A 12,425-nucleotide genomic window follows, 5' to 3' on the forward strand; every position below is an offset into this window, starting at 1 on the left:
CTACTAACAAACCGCCGCCTTGTAGTTATAAACACAATTGACCCCCATACACTACTAGTTATATAAGAAAATACAGCTTGTTTATCAAAACAAGCTGTATTTTCGCCCATTATACCATAACTGTTTCTTTCGCCGCTTTTATAGGCCGATACACCGGTTCCCACATTGCATTTCGAACTGCTTGCTTAATATCGTCATGTTTTATTCGTGCCACACCATCGGCAACAGCCGCCTTTGCCACTTCTATCGCGACAATTTCTGAAATGGCACGAAGATTCTCAATCTGCGGAAGTAAAGGCGCACCTGGATTGCTTACATCGATCATTCCCGCCACAGCTTCTGCTGCTGCAGCAAACATGCCGTCAGTGATGATACTGGCACGGGAGACGTTTGTTCCAAGTCCAAGCCCCGGGAAAATAAGAGCGTTATTGGATTGTCCGATTTCATATACTGTTCCGTTATATGTAACAGGAGAAAACGGACTTCCTGTTGCTACGAGTGCTCTTCCCTCTGTCCAATGGATTAGATCAGCAGGCTTTGCTTCCGCAAGCGGAGTCGGATTGGACATAGGTAAAATTACCGGTCTTTCAACGTACGCTGCCATGTCTTTCACAATATCCTCAGTGAATGCCCCCGCAACCGTTGAAGTTCCGATCAAAATAGTTGGATGTACTTGTCGAACGACTTCAGCTAAGCCTGATCCTGCATTTTTTTCTTCAGCAGGACGCGCATATGGGCGCTGGAAGTCGTACAATACGTCCATATCATCTGCCAGTAAACCATTCCGGTCAATGCACCAAAATCTTTGGTTCGCCGATTCCCATGAAAGCCCCTCGCGTACCATGGCATCGCGCACCTGATCAGCAATTCCAATACCGGCTGTACCCGCCCCAAATACGACAACACGATGCTCACTGAGCGGAATACCGGAAGCGCGCACTGCCGCCAGCACAGCAGCAAGCGATACAGCCCCTGTTCCTTGTATATCATCATTGAATGTACACACTTTATCTTGATACTTTTCTAAAATGCTTCGCGCATTTTGGGAACTGAAATCCTCCCAATGGAGCAAAGCATTAGGAAACATTCTCGCCACCGTACTTACAAACTGCTCAATGAATTCATCATACCGCCCATACCGAACACGGGGATGGCAATTACCGATGTAGAACGGGTTGTTCAGAAGCTCTTCACGATCAGTGCCCACATCTAAGATTACAGGCATGACACGTGCGGGATCGATTCCTGCTGCGGCTGTATAAACAGCTAATTTACCAATCGCGATATTAATACCGCCAACACCCCAGTCACCGATCCCTAAAATGCCTTCCCCATCGGTAATAACGATTAAATCGATATCTTCCGCACTCGCCCCGAAGTTTTCAAATGCTTGTTCAATGCCGCTTGCATCATTAATAGATAAATACACCCCGCGCGGCCGGCGGTATTCAATGCTGTAACGCTGGATTGCTAACCCGACTGTCGGTGTATATATGATTGGAAGCATTTCTGGTAAATGGTCCGTCAGCACCCGGTAAAACAATACCTCGTTTCGGTCATGCAGTGCCGATAACGCAACATTTTTATGCAAATCGTTCGGCTGCGAGCAGAATTGTTCATAAGCGCGGCGTGCCTGCTCATCAAGCGTTAGTACTGCCGGCGGCAATAATCCTGTTAAATTCAGCTCCTGTCTCTCCTCCTCCGTGAAGGCAACCCCCTTATTCAACAACGGTATAGCCATTAATTCCGCACCTCGTAAGGCAGTTTCCACATCCCCATTCGGACCAACCTTGAATTTATACATATATTCCCTTCCTTTTCCAATCAACCTCTGCTGTTGATTCTCAATAAAAATAAGGCATCCTCGAAGTTCTATCCTTTATGTCAAACAAAAAAGGGCTGCTCCGCCCTCCTTTGCTTGACATGTACAAGTTTACTGTCTATTTAAAAGAACTGCACCTGCGATACCAGGGTGAGTCATTTCATAAGGGTCCAAAATTAGATCAAGCTCTTCGTTTGATAATACGTCATATTTCAAACATAATTCGCGAATCGGCTGACCGGTTAAAATAGCTTCCCTCGCAATACGTGCAGCAACCTCATAGCCGATATGCGGATTTACCGCCGTAATAATCCCGGCACTCTTTTCTACATATTCCTTCATTCTTTCTTCATTTGCTTCAATTCCCTTTAAACAATAGTCTGTAAATGCACGAAATGCATTATTCATAATACTGATGGATTGAAGTAAATTAAATACGAGAACAGGCTCCATAACATTCAGTTCCAGCTGCCCTGCCTCAGATGCAAGACAAATCGTATGGTCGTTTCCAATAACTTGAAACGCCACTTGATTAATGACCTCAGCCATTACAGGGTTGACTTTCCCCGGCATAATGGAAGAACCAGGCTGACGGGAAGGCAATGTTATCTCGCCTAATCCCGTGCGGGGACCGGAGGCCATCAATCTCAAATCATTGGCAATTTTGGACATGTTCATCATGCATACTTTAAGTGCTGCCGATACTTCGGTGTAAACATCTGTGTTTTGGGTTGCATCCACAAGGTGCTCAGCTCCCACGAGCGATAAGCCGCTAATATCGGCAAGATGCTCCACTACACGCTCAATATAGCGAGGGTCTGCGTTCAAGCCCGTTCCCACCGCCGTCGCGCCCATGTTCACCTCATATAAATGCTGGCGTGATTGTTTGATGCGCTTGATATCGCGGGCAATTACGCGGGAGTATGCTTCAAACTCTTGACCTAATCGAATCGGTACAGCATCCTGCAGATGAGTACGGCCCATTTTGATGACCCGGTCAAATTCCTTTGCTTTTTGCTCGAATACGCCATGCATAGATTCCATTGTGTCTAATAATTTTTCTAACATATTCAATGTTGCGATGTGAATCGCGGTCGGAAAAGCATCATTCGTAGACTGAGCCATATTCACATGGCTGTTCGGACTAATATGAAAATAATCTCCTCTTTCTTTTCCGATTAATTCAAGCGCACGATTGGCAATGACCTCATTCGCATTCATGTTCATTGATGTACCTGCGCCGCCTTGAATCGGGTCGACAATGAAATGCTCGTGCCACTTGCCGTCGATGATTTCTTGAGCGGCCTCTATTATGGCTTTGCCCACCCCTTCATACAGGCGCTTTGTTTCCATATTGGCAAGAGCCGCCGCTTTCTTGACAACGGCCAAAGCTTTAATTAGTTCTTCATGAATTGTATATCCTGTAATAGGGAAGTTCTCGACAGCGCGCAATGTTTGGATGCCGTAATAGGCATTTACAGGCACCTCTTTTTCCCCTAAAAAATCCTTTTCAATCCGAACATTTCCTTTTATTTCAGTTACTGTCATTACATTCTCCTCCTATCCCTTTATGCAGCCTTTGTTTCTTTAACAGAATCCAAATAGTCCTGAGCTTTTTCTTTATCAAATTCGCCCTCCCATTTCGCCATTGAGATGGCAGCCAATGAGTTTCCTAAAACGTTTACAGCTGAGCGAATCATATCTAAAATACGATCGATTCCAGCAATCAAAGCAATTCCCTCTAACGGTAATCCCATAGATCCGAGAGTCGCCAGTACAACGACAAACGATGCACCTGGGACGCCTGCCATACCTTTTGAAGTCATCATAAGTACAAATAACAATGTGATTTGCTCCATCAATGACATGTGTACGTTATACATTTGCGCAACAAACAGCGAAGCAAGGGCCTGATAAATTGCTGATCCTGTCAGATTGAATGTGTATCCTGTCGGAATGACGAAAGAAACAATCGCCTTCGGACAACCGAATTGCTCCATCTTTTTCATGATGTTCGGGAGAACTGCCTCAGAACTCGCTGTTGTAAAAGAAATGATAAGTTCTTCCTTTAAAATCTTAATAAGTGTAAAAATATTTGTTCCTGTCATTTTCGCGTTTATACCTAAAATCACAATAGCGAAAAACAATACAGTTACATACACAGCCAATACAAGTTTTCCAAGCGGAAGCAATGTGCTCACTCCGAAATGGGCCACCGTCACTGCAATAAGAGCGAATACTCCAAATGGAGCAGCCTTCATTACTTGATTTGTTACCCAAAACATTGCTTCTAATACACCTTCAAAGAAATGAAGTACCGGCTTTCCTTTGTCCCCGATTGCCGCGACCCCTAGGCCGAATAGAACACTGAAGAAAATAATCGGTAATAGATCCCCTTGCGCCATTGATTCAAACACATTTTTTGGAACGATGTGAACGATTGTTTCCGCAAAGCCTTTGTTTTGTGTAGCGCTTGCTGTTTGTTCGTATGCTGAGATATCTCCTTTTGCCAGATGGCTCATATCTACACCAGAACCTGGATGGAACACATTTGCAGCCAGCAATCCAATCCCCAGCGCAATCGTTGTAATGATTTCAAAATAAAGTATCGTCTTGCCGCCAAGCTTACCTAATTTTTTTATATCACCTACACCCGCCACCGCAACAACAAGTGCGGCTATTACAATCGGCATAACGATCATTTTAATTAAATGAATGAAAATATCACCGATTGGCGCAATGTAGGCAATTGCTGTGTTGTTCCCATAAGTAGCAGCCCCAACCACTATACCTAAAATAAGTGCAATAAAAATTTGAGCAGCTAATCCAAATTTTTTCATGTCCATCCCCCTTGTTAACGCTTCCAATTTTGAATACTTAAATAATTTTAAAAGTAAAACAACAAAACCCTACAAAAATCTACAAAACGATTAAAAAAAAAATTTAAAAGAACAAACTGCTGCGAGAATCCATGATTTCCTATACAAAAAAAAGACCCTCAACCAATTCGGGTTGAGAGCCTTTGAAACGTAAAAATTAACGTTTTGAGAACTGAGGCGCACGACGAGCACCTTTAAGACCGTATTTCTTACGTTCTTTCATACGTGGATCACGAGTTAATAATCCAGCGCGTTTTAATGTTGGGCGGAATTCAGGGTCAGCTTGTAATAATGCACGAGCAACACCATGACGGATTGCTCCAGCTTGACCAGTGTATCCACCACCGCTTACGTTTACAAGAACATCGTAGCTTCCAACAGTTTCAGTAGCTACTAATGGTTGTCTTACAACAACACGTAATGCTTCAAATGGGATATAATCTTCGATTTCACGACCATTAACAATAATTTTACCTGTGCCTGGTACTAAACGCACACGTGCGACAGAACTCTTACGGCGACCTGTACCGATATATTGAACTTGTGCCAAGTTAATTCCCTCCCTCTTTATTAACCGCGAAGTTCGTAAACTTCAGGTTGTTGTGCTTGGTGCGGATGTTCGCTGCCAGCATATACGTGTAATTTTTTGATGATTTGACGGCCAAGAGAATTCTTTGGAAGCATACCTTTAACAGCAAGCTCGATCATTTTCTCAGCATAGTTAGTACGCATTTCTAGAGCAGTTCTTTGTTTTAAACCACCTGGGTGATTTGTGTGACGGTAGTAAATTTTGTCAGTTAATTTCTTACCAGTAAGTTCTACTTTAGAAGCGTTAAGAATGATTACATTATCACCAGTGTCAACATGTGGTGTAAAAGTTGGTTTGTTTTTACCACGTAAAATTGATGCTACTTCAGAAGCAAGACGTCCAAGAGTTTTGCCCTCAGCATCAATTACGTACCATTTACGCTCGATAGTGTTGGCATTTGCCATAAACGTTGTACGCATGAGTTTCCCTCCTAATTTAAATCCAAAAAGATTATTGTCTTCGCACTTTTAAAGCAATTAGTGTTCAATTCTGTTCCGGGAATGAACATCTACTACCCTTGTGCGGTTAAGTTTGTATTCATATATTTTCAATCACGATGAAGACTTTCCGGGGCTTTATCGTGGGATTAAAAACACGCACATATAATATAATAAATACTTCAGGGCTATATGTCAAGAAAATGTTACACCAGGTTGTGTTGTATTAAAAATTATTTACTCATAATATACTTCCCAAAGGTATAAACCGTGGCCAGGGGCTGTTTTTCCAGACAAAGTCCGATCTTTCTGAGCCAATATATTCGGGATCTCTTCTGGGCTTCGATCACCAGATCCAACTTCTAATAATGTTCCTACTAAAATACGGACCATATTATATAAAAAGCCATTTCCAACAAAACGGATGGTTAACATCTCATTCTCGCGTGAAAAATCAATCGCTTTAATCGTTCGCACTTTGTCTTCCACTTCTGTCTTCGCAGCACAGAAGCTAGAAAAGTCATGTGTACCTAGGATAAAATTACTTGCCTGTTCCATTGCATTCAAATCGAGACGATATGGATATTGGTAAGCAAATTTCCGCAAAAAAGGATCCCTATTTGAAGATAAATGGAGCTTATAGCGGTATTCCTTCCCTTTAGCATCAAAGCGGGCATGAAACGAATCATCGACCGTCACAGCAGAAAGGACAGAAATATCGCCTGGAAGCATTGAATTCAACGCTCTTCCCCACTTTTCTTCCGGAATATGGAGCGGCGAATCAAAATGAATGACTTGTCCTTTTGCATGTACGCCGGCATCCGTTCGTCCAGAAGCGAATACCTTCACCGGTTCACCCTTATGCATTTTTGTTAATACAGCTTCTAAAACAGATTGAACGGTCCGCTTATTAGGCTGAACCTGATAACCTGAAAATCCAGAACCATCATAAGAAATGATACATTTATACCTTGGCATAGCTTCGCTCCATTATGAACGTAATAAGAATAATAAGATCGTTACAAGAACTAAAAGAACCATCTGAAAGGAATCAGCTTTTTTCCAAGATAACTCCCGATACTTTGTTCTGCCTTCTCCGCCTCGATAACCCCTTGCTTCCATCGCTACGGCTAATTCTTCTGCCCGTTTAAATGAACTAACAAACAATGGGATTAGCAGTGGAATGACGGCTTTAATGCGTTCCTTAAACGGTCCGCTCGCAAACTCTACGCCTCTGGCGATTTGCGCCTTCATAATTTTATCCGTTTCCTGCATAAGCGTGGGAATAAACCGCAATGAAATGGACATCATTAACGCCATCTCATGGACAGGAAAACGAACCTTATTTAAAGGATGTAAAAGTGTTTCCAAACCATCCGTAATTTCAATCGGAGTGGTTGTCAGTGTCAACAAAGACGTCATTAGAATTAGGAAGAAGAATCGTAGCGAAATAAAAATCCCTTGTCTTAACCCTTCCTCATAAATCTTAACTGGCCCTAGTTCATATAAAAGGGCACCTTCTTTAGTAAAAAACAACTGTAGAATAAATGTAAAAAGGACAAGCCAAATAACCGGCTTCAAGCCGCCATACAAAAAGCGCACGGGGACTCGCGACAATCCAAGCATAAAAAAAGTATAAATACCAATAAGTGCATAGGTTACCACATTATTTGCCAGAAAAATAATACAGACAAAAAGAAAGATAATCAATATTTTAGAGCGAGGGTCCATCTTATGAAGAACCGAATCGGCCGGAACATAGCGCCCAAAAATCATTTTATCCATCATAAGCGAACACCTCTACTTAACACCTTAGTGACAGCAGCAGACAGTTCATCAATGGTTAGGAACATTTTCTCTAATTTAATCCCTAATTTGTCCTCAAGTTTCAGTTGAAAACGAACCACTTCGGGTACATCCAGTCCCATTTCAACAAGTTCACCCGGTGCTGAGAAAATCTCTTCCGGTGTCCCTCTTTGAACAACCTTCCCTTGCTGCATTATGACAATTTGGTCTGCATATCTTGCAGCATCCTCCATACTATGTGTGACAAGTATGGTAGAAAGCTTTCTTTCTTTATGAAGATCGTAAAACATATCCATGACCTCTTTACGGCCTCTAGGGTCTAGCCCTGCAGTAGGCTCGTCCAGGACAATAACATCAGGTTCCATAGCGAGGACACCTGCAATGGCCACGCGGCGCATTTGGCCCCCAGAGAGATCAAATGGGGATTTTTGAAGGATTTCTTCGCCTAAGCCCACTTGATGTAAGGCAATCCGTGCCCGTTCCTTTGCATCACTCTCAGAAACGCCAAAATTCATGGGCCCGAACATAATATCCTTTTCAACGGTTTCTTCAAACAATTGATGTTCAGGGAATTGAAAAACAATCCCAACTTTTTGACGGATCTTCTTCAAATTTTTATTTTTCAGTCCAGCCTTAATTTCTTGATCACCAATGGAAACTGATCCTTTTGTTGGCTGCAAAAGTGCGTTTAAATGTTGGAGAACGGTAGACTTTCCTGAGCCGGTATGGCCAATTATAGCCATATACACCCCTGTCGGAATATCAATCGAAACGTCCGCAATGGCCAATCGTTCAAAAGGAGTATTTGCTTGATATCGATAATCTACATGTTTGAGCGAGATGTCCATAGCTCTGTCACCAACTCTTCTTCCGATAAATAATGTCTGGATAGTTGAACACCCTTGTCCCGAAATGATTTCGCCATTTTTACTGAAAAAGGAATATCCAAACCTAATTGAACTAATTGTTCATCCATGGAGAAAATTTCTTCAGGTGTCCCTTCACGAAAAACTTCTCCTTTGTTCATCACAATAATCCGATCCGCTTTGGCTGCTTCATCTAAGTCATGAGTAATAGATATAACGGTTAAAGATTTCTCTTCTTTTAATAATCGAACCGTCTCCAATACCTCTTCCCGGCCTTTGGGATCAAGCATTGATGTTGCCTCATCTAATATGATAATTGACGGCCTTAGCGCAAGAACACCTGCTATTGCCACACGCTGCTTTTGGCCTCCAGATAGATGGTGGGGCTCTTGATGTAGAAACTTATCCATCTTGACCCTCTTTAACGAATCCTCGACTCTTTTGACCATTTCCTCTCTAGGAATGCCATTATTTTCTAAACCAAAAGCCACATCATCCTGTACAGTTGTACCGACAAATTGGTTATCAGGATTTTGAAAAACCATCCCAATTTTTTTTCGGATATCCCATATTGATTCTTCATCAAGTTTAATACCACAAACCTGTAGTTCACCTGTTTGAGGAAATTGAAGCCCATTTAGTAGTTTGGCCATTGTCGACTTCCCAGAACCATTATGACCGACGATCGCCAGCCATTCCCCCTCATATATATCAAAAGAGACATTATTCAGAGCATAGCGTTCTTGTGTATCGTATTGAAAAGAAATTCCATCAAGAGTAACAATTGGATTTTTCATCAGGATATGCCTCCTCTCAGCTAGACTATTCTCTGCTCAAATGTTTTTACATATAAAAAAAAGCCTGCACCTCGTCCCTATGCAGTTACGTCTTAACTGCAAAAAAAGGAATTTCATCAAAGAAATGGGAGGAGGTGCATGAGCTAGACGAGTCGTAATTCAAATCACACATCCATAGATGCGGCAGAAAAAAGCTTATTTAAAACTGTCCACAAAAAGTGGACAATTAAACTTTTTAGTTCTCCAACTATTGGAGTTACGCTCATCATAACACTCTTTTGGGCTTGGGTCTAACATGATATAGAGTTCATTTACAGAAAAAGGGCAAAGAACAAGTTTGTTACAAAACTGTCCAGCGCCCTTGTTGTCTGTTGATAGCTATTAAACTAACTCGATAATAACCATTGGTGCACCGTCACCGCGGCGTGGTCCAATTTTCATAATACGAGTATATCCACCTTGACGCTCAGTATAACGTGGAGCGATATCAGCGAAAAGTTTTTGTAATGCACTTGTATTGTTTTCAGCATCAGCAACTTCGTTACGTACATATGAAGCAGCTTGACGACGAGCATGTAAATCACCGCGTTTACCTAAAGTGATCATTTTTTCAACAGTCACACGAATTTCTTTCGCACGAGTTTCTGTTGTTTCAATGCGCTCGTTGATAATTAAATCTGTAGTTAAATCACGTAGCATAGCTTTACGCTGTGCACTTGTGCGTCCTAACTTTCTGTATGCCATGAAGGGTTCCCTCCTTTGTTGAAGTCATAAGTAGGAATAATTGCTTAACGAAAGACTAGTCGTCTTTACGTAAGCCTAATCCAAGCTCTTCTAGTTTTGCCTTCACTTCTTCAAGTGATTTACGGCCCAAGTTACGAACTTTCATCATATCTTCTTCAGTCTTATTTGCTAATTCCTGAACAGTGTTGATTCCAGCACGTTTTAAGCAGTTATAAGAACGAACAGAAAGATCGAGTTCCTCAATAGTCATTTCAAGAACTTTTTCCTTTTGGTCTTCTTCTTTTTCGATCATAATTTCAGCATTTTGAGCTTCATCAGTTAGACCAACGAAAATATTCAAATGCTCAGTCAAAATTTTCGAACCAAGAGCAATTGCTTCTTTTGGTCCAGTGCTTCCATCTGTCCACACATCAAGTGTCAATTTATCAAAATTGGACATTTGACCAACACGGGTATTTTCTACGTGGAACATTACACGTGAAACTGGTGTAAAGATAGAATCAATTGGAATCACACCAATAGGCTGGTCTTCTCTTTTGTTTTGAACAGCTGGAGTGTAACCACGTCCACGTTTCGCCGTTAAACGCATGCGAAGATGACCATTTGACGCTAAAGTTGCAATATGAAGATCTGGATTTAACACTTCAACATCACTATCATGAGTGATATTGCCAGCTAAAACAGGTCCCTCACCTTGCACATCAAATTCTAGCGTCTTCTCTTCATCAGAGTAGATTTTTAAAGCTAGTTTTTTAATGTTTAGGATGATGGATGTTACATCCTCCACGACGCCTTCAATTGTTGAGAACTCATGAAGTACCCCATCGATTTGAATCGATGTAACCGCGGCACCTGGGAGTGAAGATAATAGGATACGACGTAAGGAGTTACCCAAAGTGGTACCATATCCACGCTCAAGTGGCTCTACGATAAATTTGCCGTACTTGGCATCGTCGTTGATCTCAATCGTTTCGATTTTTGGTTTTTCTATTTCGATCATCAAATAACCCTCCTTCAAAACGTCGAAACTTCAAATTAGCTTGTATACTAATTAAAGTCCCCATGTATATGTTCCCGTTTTGTGCACAACAACTGGAATAAATCTTCTGTAAGAGTGCAAAAAATTAATATCATATCCCATTATAGACATATGATACAAAATCTATACAGAAAAATTAAACACGACGACGTTTTGGTGGACGGCATCCATTATGAGGAACAGGTGTAACGTCTTTGATAGCAGTTACTTCAAGACCAGCAGCTTGAAGAGCACGGATTGCAGCTTCACGTCCTGCACCAGGTCCTTTAACAGTAACTTCAAGAGTTTTCATACCATGTTCAATAGAAGTCTTAGCTGCTGTTTCAGCCGCCATTTGTGCTGCAAATGGTGTAGATTTACGAGAACCTCTAAATCCAAGCGCACCTGCACTTGACCATGAAATTGCATTACCATGAACATCAGTAATAGTTACAATCGTATTGTTAAAAGTTGAACGAATATGAGCAATACCAGATTCAATATTCTTTTTAACACGACGTTTACGTGTATTTGTTTTACGTGCCATTTAAATTACCTCCTTTGCCGATTACTTCTTCTTGTTCGCTACAGTCTTACGAGGACCTTTGCGAGTACGAGCGTTGTTTTTCGTATTTTGTCCACGAACTGGTAAACCACGACGATGACGTAATCCGCGGTAGCAGCCGATTTCCATTAAACGCTTAATGTTAAGAGAAATTTCACGGCGAAGGTCACCTTCAACTTTTAACTTGTCGATGATGTCACGGATTTTGTTTAATTCGTCTTCTGTTAAATCACGTACACGTGTATCTTCAGAAACACCAGCTTCTGCTAATACTTTTTGTGCAGTGTTTTTACCAATTCCATAAATGTATGTTAAAGAGATAACTACACGTTTTTCACGTGGAATATCTACACCAGCAATACGTGCCATAGAAAATGCGCACCTCCTTCAAAATTAACCTTGTTTTTGTTTATGTTTAGGGTTTTCACAGATAACCATAACTTTGCCGCGTCTACGGATAACTTTACACTTTTCGCAGATGGGTTTAACAGATGGTCTTACTTTCATTATTATCCTAACCTCCTTAGTAGTACGGAGTGCAAGCATTATTTAAAGCGGTAAGTAATTCTTCCGCGTGTTAAGTCATATGGAGAAAGCTCAACAGTCACTTTGTCACCCGGAAGGATCCGAATGAAATGCATTCGTATTTTACCAGAAACATGCGCTAGCACGGTATGACCATTTTCTAATTCTACCTTAAACATTGCATTTGGCAATGTTTCAATGACTTTACCTTCAATTTCAATTACATCATCTTTGGCCATCGATCTCGTCTCCCTTCTCAATTCAAAAATTGTGAATACAAAACAATATAACTTTTCTTATTCGTACACAAATAGCAACCTTATAATAGTAACATATTGTTCTTCTTCTGTCCGCAAGTAAATACTACATATTTAGGA

The 12,425-nt window shown here is 41.3% G+C and carries 15 protein-coding genes; all 15 read right to left on the reverse strand.

Features of this window, described 5'->3' with window-relative positions; genetic code table 11:
• Window positions 1-109: 109 nt before the first annotated feature.
• Window positions 110-1,804 (reverse strand): NAD-dependent malic enzyme, encoded by a 1,695-nt coding sequence (locus ACE198_RS22780; protein WP_375377172.1) that lies wholly within the window; start codon window positions 1,802-1,804, stop codon window positions 110-112.
• Window positions 1,805-1,933: 129 nt separating this feature from the next.
• A complete protein-coding gene (aspA, locus tag ACE198_RS22785) occupies window positions 1,934-3,370 on the reverse strand; it encodes an aspartate ammonia-lyase (protein WP_375377173.1) in 1,437 nt (478 codons plus the stop codon).
• Window positions 3,371-3,390: 20 nt separating this feature from the next.
• Complete coding sequence (locus ACE198_RS22790) at window positions 3,391-4,662, reverse strand: cation:dicarboxylate symporter family transporter (RefSeq protein WP_098573628.1); 1,272 nt, start codon at window positions 4,660-4,662, stop codon at window positions 3,391-3,393.
• Between the two features lie 196 nt (window positions 4,663-4,858).
• The gene (gene rpsI / locus ACE198_RS22795) at window positions 4,859-5,251 is read right to left on the reverse strand and encodes a 30S ribosomal protein S9 (RefSeq protein WP_026565721.1); all 393 of its coding nucleotides are present in this window, start codon (window positions 5,249-5,251) and stop codon (window positions 4,859-4,861) included.
• A 20-nt stretch (window positions 5,252-5,271) separates the two neighbouring features.
• Window positions 5,272-5,709 (reverse strand): 50S ribosomal protein L13, encoded by a 438-nt coding sequence (gene rplM, locus ACE198_RS22800; protein WP_098573631.1) that lies wholly within the window; start codon window positions 5,707-5,709, stop codon window positions 5,272-5,274.
• A gap of 255 nt (window positions 5,710-5,964) precedes the next feature.
• On the reverse strand, window positions 5,965-6,705 hold the full coding sequence (gene truA, locus ACE198_RS22805) for a tRNA pseudouridine(38-40) synthase TruA (RefSeq protein WP_375377174.1): 741 nt from the start codon (window positions 6,703-6,705) through the stop codon (window positions 5,965-5,967).
• A gap of 12 nt (window positions 6,706-6,717) precedes the next feature.
• Window positions 6,718-7,515 (reverse strand): energy-coupling factor transporter transmembrane component T family protein, encoded by a 798-nt coding sequence (locus ACE198_RS22810; protein ID WP_251462613.1) that lies wholly within the window; start codon window positions 7,513-7,515, stop codon window positions 6,718-6,720.
• A complete protein-coding gene (locus ACE198_RS22815; protein WP_375377175.1) occupies window positions 7,512-8,381 on the reverse strand; it encodes an energy-coupling factor ABC transporter ATP-binding protein in 870 nt (289 codons plus the stop codon). The genes ACE198_RS22810 and ACE198_RS22815 overlap by 4 nt, the downstream gene beginning before the upstream one ends.
• Complete coding sequence (locus ACE198_RS22820) at window positions 8,357-9,196, reverse strand: energy-coupling factor ABC transporter ATP-binding protein (protein WP_375377176.1); 840 nt, start codon at window positions 9,194-9,196, stop codon at window positions 8,357-8,359. The genes ACE198_RS22815 and ACE198_RS22820 overlap by 25 nt, the downstream gene beginning before the upstream one ends.
• Window positions 9,197-9,577: 381 nt before the next feature.
• On the reverse strand, window positions 9,578-9,940 hold the full coding sequence (gene rplQ, locus ACE198_RS22825; RefSeq protein ID WP_098573645.1) for a 50S ribosomal protein L17: 363 nt from the start codon (window positions 9,938-9,940) through the stop codon (window positions 9,578-9,580).
• A 55-nt stretch (window positions 9,941-9,995) separates the two neighbouring features.
• Window positions 9,996-10,940 carry a DNA-directed RNA polymerase subunit alpha gene (locus ACE198_RS22830; RefSeq protein ID WP_098573648.1) on the reverse strand — a complete coding sequence of 315 codons (945 nt, stop codon included), beginning with the start codon at window positions 10,938-10,940 and terminating at the stop codon, window positions 9,996-9,998.
• A 175-nt stretch (window positions 10,941-11,115) separates the two neighbouring features.
• A complete protein-coding gene (rpsK, locus tag ACE198_RS22835; RefSeq protein WP_024027886.1) occupies window positions 11,116-11,505 on the reverse strand; it encodes a 30S ribosomal protein S11 in 390 nt (129 codons plus the stop codon).
• A gap of 21 nt (window positions 11,506-11,526) precedes the next feature.
• Window positions 11,527-11,892, reverse strand: a complete 366-nt coding sequence (gene rpsM, locus ACE198_RS22840) for a 30S ribosomal protein S13 (RefSeq protein ID WP_026565543.1) — start codon at window positions 11,890-11,892, stop codon at window positions 11,527-11,529.
• 24 nt (window positions 11,893-11,916) lie between these two features.
• Window positions 11,917-12,030: a 50S ribosomal protein L36 gene (gene rpmJ / locus ACE198_RS22845; protein WP_000868344.1), complete on the reverse strand. Its 114-nt coding sequence runs from the start codon at window positions 12,028-12,030 to the stop codon at window positions 11,917-11,919.
• A 38-nt stretch (window positions 12,031-12,068) separates the two neighbouring features.
• A complete protein-coding gene (gene infA / locus ACE198_RS22850; RefSeq protein WP_007085268.1) occupies window positions 12,069-12,287 on the reverse strand; it encodes a translation initiation factor IF-1 in 219 nt (72 codons plus the stop codon).
• Window positions 12,288-12,425: the final 138 nt, after the last annotated feature.

This window comes from Neobacillus sp. KR4-4 (assembly GCF_042136325.1).
GTDB lineage: Bacteria > Bacillota > Bacilli > Bacillales > Cytobacillaceae > Neobacillus.